We start from the raw sequence: 22,964 nt of genomic DNA on the forward strand, positions 1-22,964 counted from the left end.
TGTACAGGTAAAAAAAACTATACGGTTGGGTCGATTTGATCTGGCTGTATCTGTTGCCGAACTTTGGCCTTCATTAGGATTTCAACATAGTTTTACCGATTGGTAAATTGTTTTCAGGAGAACTGCATGCTCAGCAAGCAACAATTAAATGCGTATTGGATGCCCTTCACCGGCAATCGTGATTATAAACAAGCGCCACGTTTGGTGGCTTCGGCCGCCGGCATGTATTACCGCGATCAAGATGGGCGCGATATTCTCGATGGTACCGCCGGCTTGTGGTGTGTCCCGCTGGGTCATTCTCACCCGACTATCGTGCGGGCGGTGCAGCAGGCTGTGGCCACGCTCGATTATGCGCCGGCTTTTCAGATGGGGCATCCGGCGGCGTTTGAATTGGCCGAACAATTGATCGATTACAGTGGCCAACATTTCGGCCAAGTGTTTTATACCAATTCCGGTTCGGAAGCGGTCGATACGGCCCTCAAGATGGTGCTGGCATATCATCGTGTACGTGGCGAGGCGCAGCGTACCCGCTTCATCAGTCGCGAACGTGGTTATCACGGGGTTGGTTTCGGCGGTATGTCGATCGGCGGTTTGCCGGCCAATCGTAAACAATTCTCTACCTTGTTGGCTGGTGTTGACTATCTGCCGCACACGCATAATCTGGAAAAAAATGCTTTCAGCCGCGGCTTGCCCGAATATGGCACGCATCTGGCCGATGAACTCGATCGTTTGGTGGCTTTACATGATGCCTCGACCATTGCCGCCGTCATCGTTGAACCCTTATCCGGTTCGGCCGGGGTGATTTTGCCACCGCAAGGCTACCTCAAACGCTTGCGCGAATTGTGTGATAAGCACGGCATTCTGCTCATTTTCGACGAAGTCATCACCGGTTTCGGACGTATGGCCACGCCATTCGCCTGCGATTATTTTTCTGTCTATCCCGATCTGATGACGACTGCCAAGGGTCTCACCAACGGTGTCGTTCCTATGGGCGCGGTGTTCAGCAAACAGATGATTTACGACGCTCTGCTCGAGAGCCCGGCCGGCATAGAATTTTTCCATGGCTATACCTATTCCGGTCACCCGCTGGCATGTGCGGCCGGTTTGGCGGCCTTACAGGTATTTAAAGAAGAAAAAGTACTGGAACATGCGCAAAGCATGACGGCGTATTGGGAAGACGCGCTGCATTCGCTCAAAGGCTTGCCGCATGTGATCGATCTGCGCAATGTCGGTTTGATCGGTGCGATTGAATTGGCCTCGCGCCCGGGTCAAGTCGGCGCACGAGCCATGGCCGTGTACAAACAAGCGTTCGCCGAAGGCGTGCTGATTCGTACCACCGGCGACATCATCGCCTTATCGCCACCGCTGGTTCTTGAAAAACACCACATCGATCTATTGTTCGGCAAGCTCACCGAGATACTGAAAAAAATCGATTGATTTCTCCTCGAAATCTGAGGACGAGCGCGCACGCTTTCACTTTCAGGAGTCACTATGTTGCAAGCTTTAAAGCATTTGGCATCAGCACAATCCGAACCTGAGGTCTTGGCGGCACAGTTTGCCGATTTGGTACCAGCCCTGAGCGCGCGGGCCGCGGCGCTCGAGAGTGCGCGCTGTTTGTATTGCTATGATGCGCCGTGCATGCGCATTTGCCCGACCCAGATCGATGTGCCGGGGTTTATACAACACATCGCCACTGGCAATATCGAGGGGGCCGCGGTCGGTATTTTGCAGCAAAACATACTCGGTGCCAGTTGCGCGCGCGTTTGTCCTACCGAAATTCTGTGCGAGCAGGCCTGCGTGCGCAATCATGCCAGCGAAGCCGCACCGGTACGCATCGGCTTGTTACAGCGCTATGCGCTCGATAACACCAAGTTTTCCAGCCATCCGTTCGCGCGCGCAGCGGCCAGCGGCCACACCGTGGCCGTGGTTGGTGCTGGTCCGGCCGGCTTGGCATGCGCGCATAGGCTGGCCATGCGCGGCCATGACGTGGTGATTTTCGAGGCACATGACAAACCGGGCGGTCTCAATGAATACGGCATCGCCCGCTACAAATTGCCCGATGCGGTGGCGCAGAAAGAAATCGAATTTTTACTCGGTATCGGTGGAATCACGCTGCGTTATCAGCAAGAACTCGGCAAGAATCTGCATCTCAGCGATTTACTGCGCCAGCATGCCGCCGTGTTTCTGGCACTCGGCTTGGCGGCCAGTCGTCGGCTCGGACTGTGTGGGGAAGATGCGCCGGGCTTGCTGCCGGCGGTAGAGTATATCGCTGCCTTGCGTCAAGCCGAAGACTTAAGCGCTTTGCCACTGCCACGCAGCTGCATCGTGATCGGGGCCGGCAATACCGCCATCGATATGGCGGTGCAGATCGCTCGGCTCGGTGCCGAACAAGTCACGCTGGTGTACCGCCGTGGTGCAGCCCAGATGTCGGCGACCTTGCACGAGCAATCGATTGCTCGGCAAAATCAGGTCAGGATAGTTACTTGGGCAGCACCGCAGCAAGTCTTGCTCGACCAAGAAGGCCGCGTGTGTGGCATGCGTTTCGAGCGTACCCGCGAAGTCGCTGGCTTACTCAGTGGTAGCGGTGAAAGCTTCGAATTACCCGCGCAAGCGATTTTCACGGCGCTGGGACAAACGCTGGAACGCAGCGCGCTGGCCGGAACTGATGGATTGCAGTTCTCGCACGATAAAATTGCCGTCGACGCCGCCTATCGCACCAGTCTGATGCGTGTGTATGCCGGTGGCGATTGCATCGCTGCCGGGCAGGATTTGACGGTACAAGCGGTACAACACGGCAAGCTCGCGGCCGACGCGATCGACCACGATTTGAAAGCACAGGTAAACCATGGCTGATCTCTCCATCAATTTTGCCGGTATCAAAGCCCCCAACCCTTTTTGGCTCGCTTCGGCACCCCCGACCGACAAGGCCTACAACGTGATACGCGCCTTTGAAGCCGGTTGGGGTGGCGTGGTGTGGAAAACCTTGGGCGAAGATCCAGCGCCGGTGAATGTGTCTTCACGTTATTCGGCGCACTTTGGAAAAAATCGCGAAGTCATCGGTTTCAATAACATCGAACTCATTACCGACCGCAGCTTGGCCATCAATCTGCGCGAGATCACGGCAGTCAAACAGGCTTGGCCCGATCGCGCGATGATTGTCTCGCTGATGTTTCCGTGCGAAGAAGAGAGTTGGAAGCGCGTGTTGCCATTGGTAGAAGCGACCGGGGCCGACGGCATAGAATTGAATTTCGGTTGTCCGCACGGTATGCCGGAACGCGGCATGGGTGCTGCGGTTGGGCAAGTGCCGGAATATGTCGAGCGCATCACGCGCTGGTGTAAACAATATTGTTCCTTACCGGTTATCGTCAAACTGACCCCCAATATCACCGATGTGCGGCTGCCGGCCCGCGCAGCCCGCGCTGGCGGTGCCGATGCGGTCTCGCTGATCAATACCATCAATTCCATCACCTCAGTCGATCTCGAGCAAATGATTGCTCGCCCCATCGTCGGTCAGCAAAGCACCCATGGTGGCTATTGTGGCCCGGCGGTGAAACCGATCGCCCTCAATATGGTGGCCGAAATCGCTCGTGACCCCGCTACCCGCGGTTTGCCGATCTCGGGCATAGGCGGCATCGGCAATTGGCGCGACGCGGCCGAATTTTTAGCACTTGGTGCCGGTTCGGTGCAAGTCTGCACCGCCGCGATGCTGCATGGCTTTCGCATCGTCAACGAAATGTGCGATGGTTTGTCGCGCTGGATGGATCAGCACGGTTATGCGACGATCGCCGATTTTTCCGGCAAGGCCATCGCCAATACCACCGACTGGAAATACCTCGATATGAATTACGAGGTCGTTGCCGCCATTGACCAAGATCTGTGCATCGCTTGCGGGCGTTGTTATATCGCCTGTGAAGATACCTCGCACCAATCGATCTCTCAATTGATCGATGCGAACGGCGCACGGCGCTACGAAGTCAAGACGGCCGAGTGCGTCGGTTGCAATCTGTGCCAGATCACTTGTCCGGTCGAGAATTGCATCAGCATGTTGCCGCAGAACAATGGCAAAGCCTATATGAATTGGACTGAGGATGCGCGCAACCCCCGTGCGGTGTTGAAGTAGCGACTTGCCAGTGTGTCGGCGCGTCGCTGTGCTCGAGACGGTAGCTGGAACGAAGCTTGCTGAGTCAATATGGTAGGCTGCTGACACCAGCACCCGTATCACCACCTTACAACAGGGAAGACAACATGCAAGCAGAAAACAATCCGCTCTGGAATGCCGATTTGGCACCGACTACCGAGGCCCAGAGAACCTGGCGCTGGTATCACTTCGCCGCCTTGTGGGTTGGAATGGTCATGTGTATTCCCGCCTATACGCTGGCAGCCAGTTTGATAGAAGGTGGCATGTCCGGCTATCAGGCGGTGTGGACGGTATTTCTGGCCAATGCCATCGTGCTGGTGCCGATGCTCTTGATCGGCCATGCCGGTGCCAAATACGGTATCCCCTACGCGGTGTTGGCACGTAGCTCATTCGGCGTGCGCGGTGCGCGCTTACCTGCACTGATGCGCGCCATCGTTGCTTGCGGTTGGTACGGTATACAAACCTGGTTTGGTGCCCAGATGATCTACACCTTGGGTGGAGTTTTGCTCGGTCATCCGCTCGGCGGTGAGCCGATTGCCGGGCTAGGCATTAACGTCGCCCAGTTGCTGTGCTTTTTACTGTTCTGGGGTATCCAGTTTTGGTACATTTTTCACGGCATGGATGCGATACGCCGACTCGAAACATATACCGCACCACTCAAAATTCTGATTTGTTTTTTACTCTTAGGCTGGGTCTACAACCAGGTCGGCAGCTTCGGTCCTTTACTCGATCAGCCATCGCAATTCGTCGCCGGTGGCAAAAAAGCCGGGCAATTCTGGATCGTGTTCTGGCCTTCCTTGACGGCCATGGTCGGCTTCTGGGCCACGCTGGCATTGAATATTCCTGACTTCACGCGTTTTGCCAAATCGCAGAAAGATCAATTACTCGGCCAGACCATAGGCTTGCCGGCACCGATGGGTTTGCTGGCGCTGTTGGCGGTGATCGTCACCTCGGCCACCGTAGTCTTGTACGGCAAAGCCTTATGGGATCCGGTCGATGTCGCCAGTCGCATGAGCGGCGCAGCAGTCTTGATCGCTTTGGTGATTCTGCTGATCGATACCGTATCGGTGAATTTGGCGGCCAACTTGGTCGGCCCGGCCTATGATTTTTCTGCCCTGCATCCACAGCGCATTTCTTACCGCACGGGTGGCTATATCACCGCCTCGATCGCCTTGGTGATGATGCCCTGGAAGATACTCGAAACCACACAAGGCTATGTCTTCACTTGGTTGATCGGGTATTCGGCTTTGCTCGGGCCGATCGCTGGTATTCTGATCGTCGATTACTACTTGATCCGCAAAACCCGCATCGAATTGGCCGAACTTTACAGCGATACCGGTATCTACAGTTATCGGCAAGGCTGGAATCCGGCCGCAGTGATTGCCTTTGTACTTGGGGTGTTACCGAATCTTCCCGGCTTTTTGCATGCGGCTTTCCCGGCCAGCTTTGGCGCTGTCGCAGCAGTATGGAATACGCTCTACACCTATGCCTGGTTTGTCGGTCTGGCACTGGCGGGATCGGTGTATTTGATCTTGATGAAACTTAAAAAATAAGCGGCGACAGCGGTCGCTCTCGAACTTCTTGGAGGCAGTATGAGCATCCTGATACGTGGCGCGACCGTGGTCAACGCCGATAGGGAATTTCGCGCCGATGTTGTGTGCGCGGACGGTAAGATTGTCGCCATCGGTGCGGCACTGGAAGCGCCACTCGGTGCCGAAATCATTGATGCCGATGGCTTGTACCTGATGCCGGGTGGGATAGACCCGCATACGCATATGCAGTTGCCCTTCATGGGTACGGTGACGCAAGATGATTTTTTCAGCGGCAGTGCCGCCGGGCTGGCCGGCGGCACCACCAGCATCATCGATTTCGTCATTCCCGCACCACAACAAAATTTACTGGATGCCTATCATCAGTGGCGCGGCTGGGCCGCTAAAGCCGCCGCCGATTATTCGTTTCATGTTGCCATCACTTGGTGGGATGACAGCGTGCACGCCGATATGGAAACCTTGGTCACGCAACATGGTGTCAATAGTTTCAAACACTTCATGGCCTACAAAAACGCTATCATGGCCGATGATGAAATTCTGGTAAAAAGCTTTCGCCGTGCGCGCGAGCTCGGTGCCATACCGACCGTGCATGCGGAAAATGGCGAGCTGGTCTATCTGTTGCAGCAGGATTTATTGGCGCGGGGAGAACGCACGCCGGCGGCGCATCCGGCTTCGCGTCCGCCGCTGGTGGAAGGTGAAGCGGCACAGCGCGCCATCGCCATCGCGGCCGTGCTCAATACCCCGCTGTACATCGTGCATGTCTCGTGTACTGATTCGCTCGACGCCATCGCGCGCGCCAGAGCGCGCGGGCAGCGCGTGTATGGCGAGGTATTGGCCGGCCATTTAGTAGTCGACGACAGCGTCTATTACCAGCCCGATTTTGCCGCCGCCGCTGCGCATGTGATGAGTCCGCCATTTCGCAGCAGCGAACATCAGCGGGCCTTATGGCAAGGCTTGCAGGGCGGTAATCTGCATACCACGGCGACCGACCATTGCACGTTTTGCGCCGGCCAAAAAGCTGCCGGACAAGACGACTTCACAAAAATTCCCAATGGTTGTGGCGGTGTCGAAGAACGTATGATGGTGTTGTGGGATGCCGGCGTCAACAGCGGTCGCCTGACCCGTTCCGAATTCGTCAAAGTCACCTCGACCAATTGCGCACAAATTTTCAATATCTATCCGCGTAAAGGCGTGGTCGCGGTCGGTGCCGATGCCGATCTGGTGTTATGGGATCCGGCCGGCAGCAAGACGCTGTCGGCCGCCACCCAGTTTTCGCGCGGCGACTTCAATGTATTCGAAGGCCGCCGTGTGCGCGGCATTCCGACTCACACCATCAGCGCCGGTCGCTTGGTATTTTGTCAGGGCGACTTGCGGGCCCAAGCAGGTGCCGGCAATTACGTCAAACGGCCGCCGTTTACGGCAGTCTTCGAAGCCTTGGATAAACAAGGCGCACACTCACTTTCGGAGTAATGAACATGGAAACAGCAGCAATTCGTATCGATGGCGACCGACTCTGGAGCGCCTTGATGGAACTGGCGCAGATTGGTGCAACGCCTAAGGGTGGGGTGAAACGGCTGGCGCTGAGTGAGCTCGACCGCCAGGCGCGCGACTTGGTGATTCAATGGGGCCGCGCCGCTGGCCTTAGCATCACAACCGACCAGATCGGCAATGTTTTCATGCGCCGTGCCGGGCTCGATCCGACCCGCGCGCCGGTGATGGCCGGCAGCCATATTGATACCCAACCTACCGGCGGTAAATTTGATGGCAATTATGGTGTGCTGGCGGCACTCGAAGTCATGCGCAGCTTAAACGATCATGGCATTCACACTGAGGCGCCATTGGAAGTCGCATTTTGGACAAATGAAGAGGGTTCGCGCTTTGTGCCGGTGATGATGGGCTCGGGCGTATTTTGCGGCGCCTTCAGTCTCGCACATGCGTATGCCGCCACGGATGTCGACGGCTGCACGGTGCTGCAAGAATTAAGCCGCATCGGCTATCTCGGCAGCGAAGTGCCGGGCCAGCATCCTATCGGTGCGTATTTTGAAGCGCATATCGAACAGGGGCCGGTGCTCGAAGATGCAGACGTCGTCATCGGCGTGGTACCCGGCGTACTCGGCCTGTCTTGGTATGATTGTATCGTCACCGGCATGGAAGCGCATGCTGGCCCGACGCCTATGGCCTTACGCAAAGATGCTTTGCAAGTCGCCACCGGCATCATGCAAGAGGTGGTTCACATCGGGAATCGCTATCCACCTTATGGTCGCGGTACGGTCGGCATGGTGCAAGTATTCCCGAACAGCCGCAATGTGATTCCCGGCGAAGTCAAATTCAGCATCGATTTACGCAATGTCACGCCAGAACTGCTCGATACCATGCATGCTGAAATCCTGGCCTATGTCGAACAGACCGCACAGCGCAGCGGTTTGCAGATTACTCTGGAGCGGGTGTCGTCTTTCCCACCCTGTCCGTTTCATCCTGATTGCGTCAGTGCTGTACGCAGCGCCACCGCGCTGCTCGGTTACAGCAGCATGGATGTGGTATCAGGGGCCGGGCATGACGCCATTTACGCCGCCCGAGTTGCGCCGGCAGGTATGATTTTCGTGCCCTGCAAGGATGGTATCAGCCATAACGAAATCGAAGACGCACAGCCTACGCATCTGGCGGCCGGCTGCAATGTGCTGCTGCATGCCATGCTCAGTCAGGCTGGCGCGATTTCTTGAAGCGGGAGTTGTTCTGCACTTGCTCAAGGCTCGAACAATTGCCGTTCCATCAAATCAGCCAAATCCGCTGCCGCTACCGGCGCATCGTCGCGCAGACTGACGGCGATGTGGCTGCGGTTTTGCAGTGATTTATTTTGGCTGGTTTTCCATTTCCCGCTCAGACGGGTCAGCGTAATCTCAATGCCGATGATCTCATTCATCAAGTTGCGAATATAGTCGGGCGGCGCATCGCTGACTTGCCACGGCTGTGACCGCGGGGTTTCGAAATGCTGCGTGAGATCGGTCAACAAGGCGAGAAAGACGGCCGGATCTTCGACCAATTGTATCCGTCCATAAGCCTGCACGACCGCATAGTTATAAGTCGGCACCACGGCACCATTGAGTTTTTTTTCGGCATACCAACTCGGTGTGATGTAGGCACTCGGTCCTTGAAACAGCAGCATTACTTGGTCTTGATTTTTCCACAGTGGATTATTTCTGGCCACATGTCCGCGCAGCGTGCCGAACGGTGCAGCGGCAGTTGGCGCGCTCAGCAGCATAGGCAGGTAATCGGCGTCGAGTCCGTGCTCATCATGATGGACTAAGCAAGCCAGCGGATGGGCCGCGATCAGTTGTTGCAAAACTTCGAGGCGGTTTTCGATGAAGTGGGCTGGTTGATACATCGTCTTCAGCGCGCCATGATAGTGACTTCGGCACGCACCGAATTGGCGATGTAGCAGTGTTCATGCGCGAGCTCGTGCAGGGCGTTGATTTGCTCTGCTGTCGCTGTTTTGTCACCGGAAAACAGCACGCGCGGGCGCAGCGTGATGGCGGAAATATACAGGCGGCCACGTTCGTTTTTACTCATCGTGCCGATGGCTTCATCATCATAGGTATCGATGATATAGCCTTGTTTGCAGGCGAAGGCGAGAAAAAACAACATATGGCAACTGGCCAGCGCCGCGATCAGGGCTTCTTCGGGGTCGACATTTTCGGCCAGCGAATACGGCAGCGGTACCGAAGACGGTGCCGACGAAGCCGGCACACTCAGGCCACCGTCGAATTTCCATTCATGTGCGCGGCTGTATTTGTTGTCGGAAAATTCCTGTTGCTGGCGTTGCCAAATGACTTGCGCTTGATAGTTATCCATCGCTGTTCTCCATTAGGGGTTCAATGAGAAGAGTTTAGCGTGAAAGTTTTCGCGATGGCATTTTGTGATGAAAAAAAATGCTGGCGGGTTTTGCTACTGAGGGGAGGGGATGCCACATTCTGCGCGCAGAGGACTCGTGGTCGTCTGCGCTACAGCAGTCCCGGCACCTATGATAAAGGGCGGAAGCGGATGGCGTGATTCTGTATTACAGAATCGGATTTGCGTGATCGGCAATAAAAAAAGGGCGCACGAAGTCGACTGCGAGGGTCGCGGTCAAACAATTTTCAAGCGAGGGTGGGGGAGAACTTAAAGGCAGCCACCGAGGACGCGAGGCCTTTAAGCGGTCGCTAGTCGTAGTAGCGCCAGCGTCAAGGACAGGCGTACGCAGCACGGCGATGGCTGTGTGGATGCAAACTGGCGACGGCGAATAATAGCGATTTCGGACATGGTAGTTTTTGTATGCAACGTGAAAATGATTGATCAGAGCAATGCGATGATGCGGTGAAACGAGCAAGGCAGATCAGGTGAAACGAGGTTTGGTAATACGTACAGCGCAGACTGATTCAGCGTAGCGCTAGTAGGGTCAGTAGTGATAGCAGCATCAGAGCGGAAACGGCCAGCACAGCTTGGTGCAGCTTGGCTTGTTTCGCGACGGTGATGTGTGTTGGAGAGGACATGGCTCTAATATAATCCTGAAGTACGCGTGGCGTCAAGCGCCAATTATCCATGTTGTGTGCGACTCAAATGCTGCGCTTCAGATCGCCGCCCCGAATGAGCTCGCAAATTACTTTTGTAAACGGTTTGATATCCTGTCCTGTTGATTTTCAGCCAGCGCAGATTAAATCTGCGCTTTCCTTGGTATCACACTTACCAAATCGTGACGCGCTGTTGCGGTGCCAAATACATCTGGTCGCCCGGCTTGAGTTCGAATGCGGTATAAAACGCCGGCAAATTCATCAATGGCAAATTGCTGCGCGCAGCGCCAGGAGAATGCGGGTCTATGCTCAACAAGCGTATGGCTTCGGCATCGCGCGTTTTGGTGCGCCACACCTGCGCCCAGCCGAGTATCAAGCGCTGCTCACCGGTATAGCCATCGATCAGTGCTGCGGGCTTACCTTGGAGCGAGAGCTGATAGGCTTTGAGTGCGATCGCCAGGCCGGAATTATCGGCGATGTTTTCACCCAGCGTCAGGGCACCATTGATGTTGTAACCGGGCAGCGGGCTGTAGGCGGCGTATTGTTTGACCAAGGCGGTGGTGAGTTGTTTGAAGTTGTGTTTATCCGTTTCGCTCCACCAATCGCGCAGATTACCATCGCCATCGTAGTGGCTGCCGGAATCATCAAAGCCGTGGCTGATCTCATGGCCGATCACGGCACCGATGCCACCATAGTTGACGGCATCATCGGCTTGGCGGTTGAAAAACGGTACTTGCAAGATCGCCGCCGGGAAGACGATTTCATTCATGCGCGGATTAAAATAGGCATTCACCGTCTGCGGACTCATGAACCACTCACTGCGGTCCACCGGCTGACCGAGTTGAGCCAGTTTGCGGCGATATTCATGACTGCGGCCGCGCCGGATGTTGCCGAGCAAATCGTCCGCGGCTATCTTGAGTTCACTATAATCGCGCCATTTGTCGGGGTAGCCGATCTTGGGCGTGAACTTGGCCAGTTTGGCGAGCGCTTCTTGTTTCGTGGCGGGGCTCATCCAACTCAGTTCTTGTATGCTGTGGCGGTAGGCTAAGATCAAATTGCCGACCAATTGTTCCATCTTGGCTTTGTCTGCCGCCGAAAAATATTGTGCCACATACAGCTTGCCGACAGCATCGGGTAAGCTTTCTTCGACCCGCGCAACGGCGCGCTTCCAGCGTGCTTGATTTTCCGGAATGCCGCGCAGGGTGACGCTGTTGAAGGCGAAATGTTGATCGGCGTAGCGTTGCGATAGAAAAGGTGCGTAAGCGTCAAGCACTTTCCATTTGTAATAGGCTTGCCAGACCGGCAGTGGGGTGTCTTGCAGTATGCCTGCCATTGCGCGCAGGTAGGAATCTTGGCGCACAATCAGGTAACTGGTACGCGTGCCGACGCCGCTGGCGTCGAGGTAAGCGCGCCAATCGAAGTCGGGCAGCAGTTCAGACAGTTTGGCGACCTCGATTTTATGATAGGTTTTGAGCGGATCGCGGTTCTCGACTTTACTCCACTGAATTTTAGCCAGCGCCGTTTCCAGCGCCAAAATCGCTGCGGCATGGTCTTTGGCCGTACTGTCACCGCTCATGCTCAGCATTTTTTCCAGATGTAGCAAGTAGGCTTGCCGATAGCCCTGCATCTTGGCATCGTCTTTGAGATAGTAATCACGGTCCGGCATACTCAGTCCGCCTTGCCCCAGGTAGACCGCATAGCTGCGCGCATCACGCGCATCCTGACTGATGCTTAATTGCAGTGGTAGGGAGAGCTCGAGTTCGGACAAGCTGGCCATCAGTGCCGGTAATTGTTGACGCGAGCTCAGCGCATCGATCTGTGCAAACAAGGGGGCCAGCGGTTGGCTGTCGAGTGTATCGATACGCGACTGATCCATGAAACTGCGGTACAGGTCGGCGACTTTTCTTTGTTCGCTGTCGGCCGCCAAGTCAGGGGCGGCGGCGAGTCCGGTAATGATGGCATGGGTCCGTTGTTCGGAGAGATCACGCAAATGATCGAAGGCACCGAAGCGCGCCCGATCTGCCGGTATCTCGGTGCGTTCCATCCATTTGCCTGATACATAGCGGTAAAAATCATCTTGCGGTCGCACGCTGTGGTCTTGCCATTGCAAGTCTATGCCGGAGACGGGCAGGGCAGCATGCGATGTGGCCGCCATACTGGCCAGCGGTGAACAGGAGGCCAGTAAGGCCAGTGAAATCAGGGTGCGGCGCATAAGAATTCCTCTATGTAGGGATGAGGTCAATGACAGTGAGCGTTACTGGTCTTGGACAAAAAAAGGTCCAATGAGTTCAGTTGTCGCTGAACTCATTGGACCTCTGAGAGCGACTGATTATTGCTGCGCGCGTGCAGCCTTGCGGTAGACATAAATCAGCATGGCGGCACCGGCAGCGATCATCGGCAGCGATAGCATTTGGCCGGCGGATATCGTCAGTCCGGCAAAACTGACTTCATAATCAGGCACGCGGAAATACTCGGTAAAGAAACGCGCGCAACCGTACAGCATGACGAACATGGCACCGACGGCCAGTGGCGGGCGCGCTTTGCGCGCATAGATCCACAACAGTACGAATAACAACACGCCGTCGACCAGCGCCTGATACAGCGGCGAGGGATGAACCGGATGATCGACACCAGGCCAGATCATGGCCCACGGCAGATCGGCGGAAGCAATCCGACCCGGTAATTCGTGATTGATAAAATTACCGATGCGGCCAGCGGCATAACCGAGCGGTACCAGCGGGGCGATGAAATCATACACGTTCACCAGCGGCATCTTGGCTTTACGCGCCCATAAGTACATGGCAATCAACACGCCGATGAAGCCGCCATGGAAGGACATGCCGCCATGCCAGACTTGCAGAATTTCCAGCGGGTTGGCGAAGAAAAAATCGGGCCGATAAAACAAGACTTCGCCGAGCCGGCCGCCCAGCACTACCCCGAGCACACCGTAAAACAACATATCGTCGATGTGTTCGGCAGTCCAACCTTGGGCGGTGATGTGCGGCAGTTTCAGACGCAGGCGTCCGAGCAGCGAGAACTGAATGAAGGCGACCATGTACATCAGGCCGTACCAGTGAATCGACAAAGGGCCGATAGCGAGCGCGACCGGATCAGGATTGGGATGTATCAGCATAGTTGTGTTTGTAAAAGCTGCAAAAAGGAAGCTAAGACCGTAGAACGATGATCTTTTCTGAAGGCAAAGCCAATTTCGACGGCGGGCGCAGCCGGCATCAGCGGATGATAGACTACGCCGGGGCGTTGTAAGTTCGAGACAGATTGTGGCACAAGTGCGATCCCCATGCCAGCCGAAACCAGTCCGACGATGGTTTGCATCTGAATAGCCTGTTGACCGATCTCCGGTGTCAGACCGGCGGCATGGAAGCAGGCCAAGATGGTGTCGTGCAGAGCCGGGGCGATTTTGCGTGGAAATAAGATCAGCGGCTGGGCCATGCAATCGGCCAGCGTCACCGCTTGATCGCGTGCGAACAGGCTTTCTGGTACCGCCAGCATCAGCGGCTCGGTCAGGATTTTCAGATAGCTGAGGCGTTGTTGTAGTTTTTCCGGCAGCGGCGGAATCAGGAAGCCGGCATCGATTTCGCCGGCGTCGAGTGCGGCCAGTTGGACATCGCTGGTTGCCTCGCGTAATTCTATACTTACATGCGGATGACTCTGGCGAAACGCGCGTAAGGTCGGCGGCAGAATACTGTAGTCGGCGATGGAGACGAAGGCCAACGACAGGTGGCCAGCCGTGCCGGCGGCAGCGCGTTGTACCGTTTGGCGTAAGCTGTGTGCTTGTTGCAGTAGTTTGCGCGCAGCTGGCAGCAAGGCGGCACCGGCCGGGGTGAGCGAAATTTGCCGGGTGCTGCGCAAGAACAGCGCGCTGCCCAGCTTCTCTTCCAATTGGCGGATCGCCAGCGACAGCGGCGGCTGGGTCATGTTCAGGCGCAGTGCCGCTTTACCGAAGTGCATTTCTTCAGCCAGTACGATGAAGTAGCGTAGTTGGCGTAATTCGAGCGGGTGGGTAGCGGCCAGCGGCATCAGCTTAGCAGTGAAGTAGCCAAGTCAGTGGCCATTTTTTTTATCGAAGCTGCGTTTGACCCGGTCTTGTTTGATTTTTTCGTAGTGGGAATGCTCTTTGCGTTTGTCGAGACCGAGCATACGTTCGAAAAATTCAAACCACAGAAAGGCAAATACCGCCAAGCCGATGATCCACCACCAAGACAAGCTGGCGAATATCCAGACCTCAGCCCATTTCAGCCCAAGCAGCAGTGCCAGCGTGACGATTAGTAACATAGTTAAATTCCTTTGTACGAAGATTAATGCTGATTTTGTAGCAGGTCAACCAAGTCACGTGCAGTTCTTTGCAAATCTTTGAAACGCGCTAGAATGATGGGGCACTAATTAACTTGGAGAGAGTAATGAAATATGCATTATTGGTCGGCGCGGCAGTGGCAATGATGGCCTCTGGTTCAGCGATGGCAAATCTGGAATTGGCCAAATCAAAAAATTGCATGGCTTGTCATGCGGTTGACACCAAACTGGTTGGTCCTGCTTACAAGGACGTCGCTAAAAAATACGCCGGCGACAAAACGGCTGAAGCCAAATTAGCGATGAAAGTACAAAAGGGCGGCAGCGGCGTGTGGGGCGCGATGGCGATGCCGGCTAATCCGCAAGTCAGCGATGCAGAAGCACATACGCTGGTGAAATGGGTGCTGTCGCAGAAGTAAACACTGCCTGCGCACATAAAAAAAGCCCGGTTTTGAAACCGGGCTTTTTTACTTGAAGCAAGACTTATTTAGTCACAGCCAAGATGTCACGTTTGCCGCCTTTGTATGTGTACAAAGTCAGTGTGCCGTCTTTGATATCGCCTTTATCATCAAATGCGATGTCACCAGTGACGCCGTGGTATTTGATTTTCTTCAGGAATGGCAGGTATTTTGCCGGTTCAGCTGAATTGGCTTCTTTCATTGCCTGTACCATAGTCATCACAGCATCGTAGACATACGGTGCGTAGATTTGTACATCGATACCGAATTTCTTCTTGTAATCAGCTTTCCATTTGTCATTCGCTGTTTTTTGCGCATCCAGAACACCGCCCGCTTCAGCGCAGACTACCTGGCCATCAGCAATGCCGTCGCCAGCCAATTTAACCAGATCGGTTGTGCAGATGCCGTCGCCGCCCATGAATTTGGCTTCGATGCCGAGTGCTTTCATCTGACGCAGCATAGGACCAGCTACTGCATCCATACCGCCGAAGAAAATGACGTCAGGTTTTTTCGCTTTGATCGAGGTCAGGATAGCGCTGAAATCAGTTGATTTGTCAGTGGTATGCTCTTGTACGACGATTTCTGCGCCCTTGCCTTTGGCACCTTTGATAAATTCAGCAGCGACGCCTTCGCCGTAGGCTGTTTTATCATCAATGACGGCGACTTTTTTCGCTTTATTGATTTGTACTGCGTAACGACCGAGTGTACCGCCCAATTGGCCGTCATTGGCAACTACACGGAACGCGCCTTTGAAGCCTTGTTGCGTGTACTTAGGATTGGTTGCCGATGGCGAGATTTGTGGAATGCCGGCGTCGTTGTAGATTTTCGATGCTGGGATTGTGGTGCCGGAGTTCAAGTGACCGATGACGCCGTTGACTTTCGCATCAACCAGTTTCTGTGCTACGGTAGTGCCTTGTTTCGGATCGCCAGCGTCATCTTCTGTCAGCAGTTCGAATTTGGCTTTTTTACCGCCGATCATAACGCCTTTGGCGTTCAGTTCTTCGATCGCCATTTTGGCGCCGTTTTCGTTATCTTTACCCAGATGGGCGATGGAACCTGAAACTGGTCCGACGTGACCAATTTTAATTACTACTTCCTGAGCTGCCGCAGTACCGGCGAAAGCGAATGCAATTGCGCCTGCCAGTGGAATCATTTTAGTTTTGAACGACATGAACATACTCCTAAGGTTTGAAAAGTAGAACAACAATACTGCCTTACAGACTTATCCAGATAACTGAATAGGCAAAAGGTACAACATAAAAAATGTTTCGCAAAGCTATTTTGTGCGTTTTTTTTTCAAGAATAACGATTTTTATATGCCCCAATTCCGTGCGCTCGACAAGCTGGATCGCAAGCTTTTGAACCAGCTTCAAAAAGACAACCAAATCCCAACGCGCAGCTTGGCTGAGAAATTACACATTTCTCAGCCGACTTGTTTGCGCCGCATCAGAGAGTTACGAGAGGCAGGAGTGATCAATGCTGAGGTCAGTATGGTCGATCCATTTGCACTCGGTTACGGCATGCTGGCGTTTCTTGAAGTTTCCCTGACCAATCAGGGCGACGAATTCATGCACGATTTTGAGGCACGCATGAATAAAGAGAGTGAAGTCATGCAGTGTTATTTCGTCTCCGGTGAGTACGATTATTTTCTGGTTGTGCACGTGATTGACATGGATGGCTACTATCAATTTGTGCGGCGCGCCATTTCCGGTTCCGGCAATGTCCGACATTTCCACTCACGTTTCCCGATGAAAAAGACCAAGTTCAGTACCCGTATTGGGTTCGATGAAAAGGCTACCGAGCTACTGGTAAGAGTGAAAAAATAATTTGCCGATTGTGGCAAAAAATAGCCGCTCAAGCACGGTTTTGACCGTCTTTGAGCGGGCTGTCATGCTCGCCTCGGCTTAACTCGACTGCAGCATGCGGCGAAAAATTACTGTGCGGAAATAATTCAGATGCTGCCGGTGAAGGCGAAATCGACTTCGGGTCGGTGTCCTGACATGATTTCAGCGATGGCGCGGCCGGAACCGACCCCCATGGTCCAGCCCAGCGTGCCATGGCCGGTATTGAGGAACAGGTTGGTATACCGGGTTTTGCCTATGTACGGAATGTTCGACGGCGTCAGTGGCCGTAAACCGGTCCAGTAGGTCGGATTGTCGTAGTCGCAGGCATGCGGGAATAATTCACGGGTGCGCCGCGTGATGGCGGCGCAGCGGGCACTGTTGAGTTCGCGGCTGTAACCGTTGATTTCACAGGTGCCGGCCACGCGCAGGCGGTCGCCGAGGCGCGAGACTACCAGTTTGTAACCATCATCGGTGAGCGAGACCGTCGGGGCAGCCGCGGCGTCGCGGATGGCATAGGTAGCCGAATAGCCTTTACCCGGATAGATCATCAGATTGATACCTAGCGGTTTGAGTAGCGCTTGTGAGAAGCTGCCCATCGCCACCACGAAGGAATCGGCATGCAGCACTTGATGGCGGCCCGCTCCATCAATCACTTCCACGCCGGTGATCTTGGCAGCGGCTGCGCTGCCTTCGGTGAGCAGGCGTGTCACACTGGTATTGTATTGAAACGTGACGCCAGCTTGACGCGCCAGCTCAGCCAAGCGCGTGGTGAATTTGTAGATGTCGCCCGACTCATCGTTCTCGGTATAGTCGCCGCCGACGATCTGGGCGCGAATCCCGGCCAGTGCCGGTTCCCGTCGTACCACCTCATCGGCCGCGATGGAAATACGCGGACAACCGAGATCGCGCATCAATTGCGCAGCCGGCAGAGAACTGTCGAATTCCTTCTGATCGGTATAGAAATGCAAAATCCCCTGTTGCTGGCGATCGTATTCGATGCCGGTCTCGGCCACTACCTCTTGCAGCGTTTGCCGGCTGTATTCTGAAATCGCGACAATTTGACGGATATTGTGGTCGGTTCGGGTTTGTGTGCATTCGCGCAGAAAGCGTATGCCCCAGGCCCATTGCAAGTATTCGGCGCGTGGTCGGAACAGCAGCGGGGCATCCGCTTGGCCCAGCCACTTCAGTACTTTCAGTGGGGCGGAAGGATTAGCCCAGGGTTCGGCATGCGATACCGAAATCTGGCATCCGTTGGCAAAACTGGTTTCCTGGGCGGCACCGGGCTGACGCTCGATCACAGTCACTTCGTGACCTTGTTGATTGAGAAACCAAGCCGTAGCGGTTCCTATAATGCCGGCGCCGAGGACGATGACTTTCATTGGCAAAATCTCCTGATAATTTTTTTGTCGAGAGATGATTGTAGAAAGTCTTGGCGAATTGAGGTAGTCAGAAAGTGAACCAATATTTTTATTTATGAACGAAAAAATTGAATTGATGTTTATAAATGAAAGTCGACTCGATTAATTTGACTATTTTTGTATCTTTGCCTTGGTGATTTCCTGATTAACTGCACGCGTAACGATATCTTCCAGCGAATTTTTCAGCCCGCTGCGTATTTCTGCGGCCAAGCCTTCTACCGCCGTTTGCAAGATATCGGCGAGGTTATCGCGTACCCGATGTTCGAGCACGAAGTCGACGCGCGCCAAAATCTGTTTGAGGACGTTTTCTTTCAGCGTTTGTTCGAGTAGCAGCCATTGCTCGGAATCGGGCTGCAAGCCGGGGCTGGCCGCGGCATCGCTGGAGCTGGCCGCAGCGCTGCTGAGCGCTGTGAGCGGGGTGGCGACCTCGATGATTTCAGTGAGTACAGGAATGCTGGCGTCAAGTTGTGTATTCATCAGAGTTAATTCGCGACGTGGTGGAAGAGTGCAAAGCCTTGTTGTTGATAGCCGCGGTAGCGTTCGCGTCCAAGCGCGGTGGCTTGCGCCGTGCTGGGGACGATTTCTATCATGCGCCCGAACAGGCCGAATTGTGGTGGTGCCGAGCTGCTTAAATTGAGCAATAACTCAAAGTGCGGGCTCAGTTGCAGCTCGCGCTGGCAGAAGATCACCGGCGTTTGCGGCGCACAGGGGTCGTCAGCCATCACATGCGGCAAAAACGCGCTGTCATCGAGGGTCCACAGGGCGTGGCTCAGTTGCTGCAGCAGTGCGGCCTCCGGGTGATATACGACCAAGCGGCAGTTGGCCGCACGGGCCTTGCGAATCAGCCGGCAAGCGTAATGGATGGGGTCACTGACATTGCTGTGAAAATCAATGCGGGTGGGTTCAGAAGCGGAAGTCATGATCAGTACCAGGTTTCGGTGCGGCGGTCGGCGGCGGATTGTTACTCTTGCTGTTACTCTTGCTGTTGCTGTTGCCAGACGCAGCGCTTGGACCAGCCGGCAGCAAGCGCTGTGGGGCGGGATAACGATAATCAGCCGGCAAACGGTTGGCCGCCGGGTAGCCGGCCAGTTTGAGCGCGGCTTTCCACTCGTCGGGATTAAACGCATGCAGTTTCTTGCTGCCTATGGTGAGAAACGGCAGTTGGCTGTCGCCGCCCAGTTGTTTCAAGCGCTCTTGCTCGGGCGGGGTACTGATGGTTTGTTCGAGAAATGGAATGCCCGCCGCTTTCAGCAGCTTGGCTCCATCGACGCAGGGCGGGCAGTTTGCCATGCTGTAGAGGATTACCGGCTGAGTACTCGCTGCCAGCGCCAGTTCATACGAAAACCCGGGGTTGGCTTCGGCATTGGGCAGCGATTTTTTTTCCAGCAGAACGCGTCCGGGTGGCGGTGGCGTGTCTGAGTAAGTCACGCTACCATCTGGCCCCACCGACTTATACACCTCGGCCTGTGTTGCCGCACTGAGCAGTAAGGCAGACAAGCTGCCTATCAACATGAGGGTATGGCGTGGCACCGTCGCCTCCTCAGTTACTCATGCCGCTGTGTCGCAGCAGGGCATCAATCGATGGCGCTCTGCCGCGAAAGGCGGTGAAGGACACCAGTGCCGGCCGCGAGCCGCCGACTTCCAATACTTCTTGCTGAAATTGAAGCCCGGCGCGGCGCGAAAGATTACTGCCTTCCGCGATACCATGTTCTTCAAAGGCCGCATAGGCATCAGCTGACAGCACTTCTGCCCATTTGTAACTGTAATACCCGGCCGCATAGCCGCCGGCAAAGATATGGCTGAACGAATGCTGGACGCGGCTGAATTCCGGCGCGGAGAATACCGCTACCTGGCTGCGCACGGCAGCGAGAATTTCTTGCGGTGTTTGGTAGCCGCTTTGATCGGCACCATGCAGACGCATGTCGAACAGAGCGAATTCCACTTGGCGCAAGGTCTGTAAGCCCGATTGGAAGTTACGTGCTGCGATCATTTTGTCATACAGCGCACGCGGCAAACCGGCACCGGTTTCGGCATGGGCACTCATTTGCTGCAGCACATCCCACTCCCAGCAAAAATTTTCCATGAATTGCGAGGGCAATTCGACCGCATCCCATTCCACTCCTGATATGCCGGATACTGACAATTCTTCCACCTGAGTCAGCAAATGGTGCAGGCCATGGCCGAATTCATGGAACAGGGTGATCACTTCGTCATGCGTGAAATAAGCCGGTTTGGCGACGCCATCGGTAACGGCTGGACGGGTGAAATTGCAGACCAAGTAAGCCACCGGAGTCTGGATGCCGGCGTCGGTGCGGCGACGGCCGCGCGCATCATCCATCCAAGCCCCGCCGCGCTTACCGGCGCGGGCATACAGGTCGAGATAAAACTGGCCGACCAATTCACCGTCTTTTTCGATGCGGAAAAATTTGACATCGGCATGCCAGGTACTGGCTTGATCGGGTTTGATATTGACCGCAAACAGAGTTTGAATCACGTTGAACAAGCCTTGCACGACTTGATGTTCGGGGAAGTAGAGTTTGACTTCTTGTTCGGAGAAGGCATAACGTTTTTCGCGTAATTTTTCTGAGGCATAGGCGACATCCCAGGCTTCCAGGCTAGCGATACCGAGTTCGGCAGCGGCAAAACTGCGTAACTCTTGCAAATCTTTTTCTGCATATGGTCGTGCGCGCAGCGCCAAGTCCAGCAGGAAGGCGCTGACTTGGGCTGGTGACTCAGCCATTTTACTGACTAACGACACTTCGGCGAAATTACTGTAACCGAGTAAGCCAGCCTCTTCTTCGCGCAAAGCCAGCAATTGCTCGATCAGGCTGCTGTTATCCCATTCCGGCTTGGCGCCGAGTTCCGAGGCCTTGGTCGCATTGGCACGATAAATTTGTTCGCGCAACTGCCGCTCATCGGCATATTGTAATAAGGGGAAATACGAAGGGAAGTGCAGCGTGAATTGATAGCCGCTGCGGTCTTCGGCGGCAGCCGCCGCATGCGCCGCTGCGATGACATCCTCAGGCAGACCGGCTAATTGTTTGACATCAGCCACCAGCAAACGGTAATCATTGGTCGCGTCGAGCACGTTTTCAGAAAACTTGGTCGACAACATGGCTTGCTGTTCTTGAATCTCCGCATAGCGCTGCTTGTGTTCTTCACTCAGTTCGGCACCGCCGAGACGGAAATCACGGATGGCGTTGCTGATGATGGTTTGGCGTGCCGCGGCCAGGTTTGCAAAGTCGGGGCGTGCTTGCAGCGCTTTATAGCGCTCGAACAGCGCCAGATTCTGGCCGAGCTCGGTCCAGAATTCGGTGACGGCAGGTTGATTTTCATTGTAAGCGGCACGCAATTCCGGTGTGTCTGCCACGCCGTTGAGATGGCTGATCGTACTCCACGCCCGTCCCAGCCGCTCGGTGACATTTTCCAGCGGGATGACGAAATTGTCCCAGCTCAGCTCGGCGGCAGCGCTGTCGGCCGTCAACTGCGTCACAACGGCGCGGCATTCGGCGATCAGTTGTGTGATGGCCGGCGTGATCTCTTCGGCGCGCAGGTCGGCGAAGCGAGGCAGGTCGGAAAAGTCGAGCAAGGGAGAGGCGTGGGTCATATCAGTTTCTTTCGGCAGCTTCGATAGTGTTGACAAGTAACATCGTGATCGTCATCGGACCAACGCCGCCCGGCACCGGTGTGATGTAACCGGCGACTTCTTTGACATTGGCGAAATCGACATCGCCGCACAGTTTGCCGGCATCATCGCGGTTCATGCCGACATCGATCACCACGGCACCGGGCTTGACCATGTCGGCCGTGACGATGTTGCGGATGCCGGTGGCGACGACGAGGATGTCGGCATTGCGTGTGTGCGCGCCGAGATCACGGGTTTTCGAATTACAGATGGTGACGGTAGCCCCAGCTTGCAAGAGCAGCATCGCTTGCGGCTTGCCGACGATATTTGAGGCACCGACGATGACGGCATTGGCACCACGCAGTGGATAGTCGATAGACTCGAGCATTTTCATCACGCCGTAAGGGGTGCAGGGGCGGAACAAGGGCTTGCCGGTCATCAGCAGACCGGCATTGCTGACATGGAAACCATCGACATCTTTTTCTGCGGCAATGGCTTCAATGACCTTATTGGCATCGATATGTGCCGGCAAGGGCAGTTGTACCAAGATACCGTTGATTTTCGGGTCATTATTGAGCCGTTCTATATGCGCCAACAGCGTCGCTTCGCTGAGATCAGCCTCATATTTTTCGAGTATCGAATAAAAACCGCAGTCTTCGCAGGCTTTGACTTTATTGCGCACATACACTTGCGAAGCCGGATTTTCACCGACCAGCAGCACGGCCAAGCCGGGCTGGCGCCCTTGTGCGCTTAAGGCGGCGGCGCGGCGGCTGACTTCGGTACGCAATTGTTGGGAGAGTTCGGTTCCGTTAATGATGTGGGCAGTCATGATCGCAATCAGCAAAAAAAAAGGGGGGGAAACGCGATTATAAGGGATGGGCTGGGATTGGCAGTGCGTTTTAGGAAATTGCGCAAATTTGCTGTGGCGGGAATGCTCACGCGCTTGCATGTGCTTTAGTTTGACGGAAAAGCGACGCTGGAAAAGCGCTGAAATCCCTTCTTTATTGCAGTGCAATACGACTTAACACCAAGCAAGTATGTGCTTGACAAAGAATTATCTGAAAATATGTTGCGCAGCA

At 54.9% G+C, this 22,964-nt stretch carries 21 protein-coding genes; 8 read left to right on the forward strand and 13 right to left on the reverse strand.

The features are described from left to right. The first annotated feature begins 126 nt into the window (after nt 1-126). From QN359_RS03355 to QN359_RS03380, 6 genes are all read left to right on the forward strand, one after another. Nucleotides 127-1,437, forward strand: a complete 1,311-nt coding sequence (locus tag QN359_RS03355; RefSeq protein ID WP_322247227.1) for an aspartate aminotransferase family protein — start codon at nt 127-129, stop codon at nt 1,435-1,437. 54 nt (nt 1,438-1,491) lie between these two features. Next, entirely contained in the window at nt 1,492-2,853 is a 1,362-nt protein-coding gene (locus QN359_RS03360) for an NAD(P)-dependent oxidoreductase (protein ID WP_322247228.1), read from the forward strand. After that, entirely contained in the window at nt 2,846-4,120 is a 1,275-nt protein-coding gene (gene preA / locus QN359_RS03365; protein WP_322247230.1) for an NAD-dependent dihydropyrimidine dehydrogenase subunit PreA, read from the forward strand. The genes QN359_RS03360 and preA overlap by 8 nt, the downstream gene beginning before the upstream one ends. 125 nt (nt 4,121-4,245) lie before the next feature. After that, nucleotides 4,246-5,691 (forward strand): NCS1 family nucleobase:cation symporter-1, encoded by a 1,446-nt coding sequence (locus QN359_RS03370; RefSeq protein ID WP_322247231.1) that lies wholly within the window; start codon nt 4,246-4,248, stop codon nt 5,689-5,691. 39 nt (nt 5,692-5,730) lie between these two features. Further along, nucleotides 5,731-7,158, forward strand: a complete 1,428-nt coding sequence (gene hydA / locus QN359_RS03375) for a dihydropyrimidinase (RefSeq protein ID WP_322247232.1) — start codon at nt 5,731-5,733, stop codon at nt 7,156-7,158. Then, on the forward strand, nt 7,158-8,408 hold the full coding sequence (locus QN359_RS03380) for a Zn-dependent hydrolase (protein WP_322247233.1): 1,251 nt from the start codon (nt 7,158-7,160) through the stop codon (nt 8,406-8,408). The genes hydA and QN359_RS03380 overlap by 1 nt, the downstream gene beginning before the upstream one ends. Before the next feature lie 23 nt (nt 8,409-8,431). Here QN359_RS03380 and QN359_RS03385 read toward each other — a convergent pair whose 3' ends face one another. The 6 genes from QN359_RS03385 to QN359_RS03410 form a co-directional block, all read right to left on the reverse strand. Further along, on the reverse strand, nt 8,432-9,070 hold the full coding sequence (locus QN359_RS03385; protein ID WP_322247235.1) for an FMN-binding negative transcriptional regulator: 639 nt from the start codon (nt 9,068-9,070) through the stop codon (nt 8,432-8,434). A 5-nt stretch (nt 9,071-9,075) separates the two neighbouring features. Then, nucleotides 9,076-9,537 (reverse strand): OsmC family protein, encoded by a 462-nt coding sequence (locus QN359_RS03390; protein ID WP_322247236.1) that lies wholly within the window; start codon nt 9,535-9,537, stop codon nt 9,076-9,078. A gap of 867 nt (nt 9,538-10,404) precedes the next feature. Continuing rightward, nucleotides 10,405-12,444, reverse strand: coding sequence for a M13 family metallopeptidase (locus tag QN359_RS03395; protein ID WP_322247237.1), 2,040 nt, complete (start codon nt 12,442-12,444; stop codon nt 10,405-10,407). A gap of 117 nt (nt 12,445-12,561) precedes the next feature. After that, nucleotides 12,562-13,365, reverse strand: coding sequence for a prolipoprotein diacylglyceryl transferase (gene lgt, locus QN359_RS03400; RefSeq protein ID WP_322247239.1), 804 nt, complete (start codon nt 13,363-13,365; stop codon nt 12,562-12,564). Beyond that, a complete protein-coding gene (locus QN359_RS03405) occupies nt 13,359-14,270 on the reverse strand; it encodes a LysR family transcriptional regulator (RefSeq protein WP_322247240.1) in 912 nt (303 codons plus the stop codon). Before QN359_RS03405 ends, lgt begins: the two co-directional genes overlap by 7 nt. 24 nt (nt 14,271-14,294) lie before the next feature. Next, nucleotides 14,295-14,525: a TIGR04438 family Trp-rich protein gene (locus QN359_RS03410; protein ID WP_322247241.1), complete on the reverse strand. Its 231-nt coding sequence runs from the start codon at nt 14,523-14,525 to the stop codon at nt 14,295-14,297. A 125-nt stretch (nt 14,526-14,650) separates the two neighbouring features. On the opposite strand from QN359_RS03410, the gene QN359_RS03415 reads away from it, so the two are divergent. After that, nucleotides 14,651-14,959 carry a c-type cytochrome gene (locus tag QN359_RS03415; protein WP_322247243.1) on the forward strand — a complete coding sequence of 103 codons (309 nt, stop codon included), beginning with the start codon at nt 14,651-14,653 and terminating at the stop codon, nt 14,957-14,959. 64 nt (nt 14,960-15,023) lie between these two features. Here the strand turns inward: QN359_RS03415 and QN359_RS03420 are convergent, their stop codons facing one another. Next, complete coding sequence (locus tag QN359_RS03420) at nt 15,024-16,169, reverse strand: branched-chain amino acid ABC transporter substrate-binding protein (RefSeq protein WP_322247244.1); 1,146 nt, start codon at nt 16,167-16,169, stop codon at nt 15,024-15,026. A 145-nt stretch (nt 16,170-16,314) separates the two neighbouring features. Here QN359_RS03420 and QN359_RS03425 point away from each other — a divergent pair, with 145 nt between their 5' ends. Then, the gene (locus tag QN359_RS03425; protein WP_322247246.1) at nt 16,315-16,824 is read left to right on the forward strand and encodes an Lrp/AsnC family transcriptional regulator; all 510 of its coding nucleotides are present in this window, start codon (nt 16,315-16,317) and stop codon (nt 16,822-16,824) included. A gap of 125 nt (nt 16,825-16,949) precedes the next feature. On the opposite strand, the gene QN359_RS03430 is transcribed toward QN359_RS03425, so the two are convergent. From QN359_RS03430 to folD, 6 genes are all read right to left on the reverse strand, one after another. Beyond that, nucleotides 16,950-18,257, reverse strand: a complete 1,308-nt coding sequence (locus QN359_RS03430; RefSeq protein WP_323493195.1) for a D-amino acid dehydrogenase — start codon at nt 18,255-18,257, stop codon at nt 16,950-16,952. A 114-nt stretch (nt 18,258-18,371) separates the two neighbouring features. Continuing rightward, nucleotides 18,372-18,737 (reverse strand): hypothetical protein, encoded by a 366-nt coding sequence (locus tag QN359_RS03435; protein WP_322247250.1) that lies wholly within the window; start codon nt 18,735-18,737, stop codon nt 18,372-18,374. Nucleotides 18,738-18,742: 5 nt separating this feature from the next. After that, nucleotides 18,743-19,180 (reverse strand): DNA polymerase III subunit chi, encoded by a 438-nt coding sequence (locus QN359_RS03440; protein WP_322247252.1) that lies wholly within the window; start codon nt 19,178-19,180, stop codon nt 18,743-18,745. Continuing rightward, entirely contained in the window at nt 19,164-19,790 is a 627-nt protein-coding gene (locus QN359_RS03445) for a glutaredoxin family protein (protein WP_322247254.1), read from the reverse strand. Before QN359_RS03445 ends, QN359_RS03440 begins: the two co-directional genes overlap by 17 nt. 10 nt (nt 19,791-19,800) lie before the next feature. Continuing rightward, entirely contained in the window at nt 19,801-21,867 is a 2,067-nt protein-coding gene (locus tag QN359_RS03450; protein WP_322247256.1) for a M3 family metallopeptidase, read from the reverse strand. Between the two features lies 1 nt (nt 21,868). Further along, the gene (gene folD, locus QN359_RS03455) at nt 21,869-22,714 is read right to left on the reverse strand and encodes a bifunctional methylenetetrahydrofolate dehydrogenase/methenyltetrahydrofolate cyclohydrolase FolD (protein ID WP_322247257.1); all 846 of its coding nucleotides are present in this window, start codon (nt 22,712-22,714) and stop codon (nt 21,869-21,871) included. Nucleotides 22,715-22,964: the final 250 nt, after the last annotated feature.

This window comes from Undibacterium sp. 5I2 (assembly GCF_035019605.1).
Lineage (GTDB): Bacteria > Pseudomonadota > Gammaproteobacteria > Burkholderiales > Burkholderiaceae_D > Undibacterium.

Coding starts and splice junctions, on each gene's coding strand:
- QN359_RS03450 (WP_322247256.1), bottom strand. CDS start 21,867: ATGACCCACGCCTCTCCCTTGCTCGACTTTTCCGACCTGCCTCGCTTC.
- QN359_RS03410 (WP_322247241.1), bottom strand. CDS start 14,525: ATGTTACTAATCGTCACGCTGGCACTGCTGCTTGGGCTGAAATGGGCT.
- QN359_RS03405 (WP_322247240.1), bottom strand. CDS start 14,270: ATGCCGCTGGCCGCTACCCACCCGCTCGAATTACGCCAACTACGCTAC.
- QN359_RS03355 (WP_322247227.1), top strand. CDS start 127: ATGCTCAGCAAGCAACAATTAAATGCGTATTGGATGCCCTTCACCGGC.
- QN359_RS03395 (WP_322247237.1), bottom strand. CDS start 12,444: ATGCGCCGCACCCTGATTTCACTGGCCTTACTGGCCTCCTGTTCACCG.
- hydA (WP_322247232.1), top strand. CDS start 5,731: ATGAGCATCCTGATACGTGGCGCGACCGTGGTCAACGCCGATAGGGAA.
- QN359_RS03360 (WP_322247228.1), top strand. CDS start 1,492: ATGTTGCAAGCTTTAAAGCATTTGGCATCAGCACAATCCGAACCTGAG.
- QN359_RS03390 (WP_322247236.1), bottom strand. CDS start 9,537: ATGGATAACTATCAAGCGCAAGTCATTTGGCAACGCCAGCAACAGGAA.
- QN359_RS03440 (WP_322247252.1), bottom strand. CDS start 19,180: ATGACTTCCGCTTCTGAACCCACCCGCATTGATTTTCACAGCAATGTC.
- QN359_RS03415 (WP_322247243.1), top strand. CDS start 14,651: ATGAAATATGCATTATTGGTCGGCGCGGCAGTGGCAATGATGGCCTCT.
- QN359_RS03420 (WP_322247244.1), bottom strand. CDS start 16,169: ATGTCGTTCAAAACTAAAATGATTCCACTGGCAGGCGCAATTGCATTC.
- QN359_RS03385 (WP_322247235.1), bottom strand. CDS start 9,070: ATGTATCAACCAGCCCACTTCATCGAAAACCGCCTCGAAGTTTTGCAA.
- lgt (WP_322247239.1), bottom strand. CDS start 13,365: ATGCTGATACATCCCAATCCTGATCCGGTCGCGCTCGCTATCGGCCCT.
- QN359_RS03435 (WP_322247250.1), bottom strand. CDS start 18,737: ATGAATACACAACTTGACGCCAGCATTCCTGTACTCACTGAAATCATC.
- QN359_RS03425 (WP_322247246.1), top strand. CDS start 16,315: ATGCCCCAATTCCGTGCGCTCGACAAGCTGGATCGCAAGCTTTTGAAC.
- folD (WP_322247257.1), bottom strand. CDS start 22,714: ATGACTGCCCACATCATTAACGGAACCGAACTCTCCCAACAATTGCGT.
- QN359_RS03370 (WP_322247231.1), top strand. CDS start 4,246: ATGCAAGCAGAAAACAATCCGCTCTGGAATGCCGATTTGGCACCGACT.
- QN359_RS03380 (WP_322247233.1), top strand. CDS start 7,158: ATGAACATGGAAACAGCAGCAATTCGTATCGATGGCGACCGACTCTGG.
- preA (WP_322247230.1), top strand. CDS start 2,846: ATGGCTGATCTCTCCATCAATTTTGCCGGTATCAAAGCCCCCAACCCT.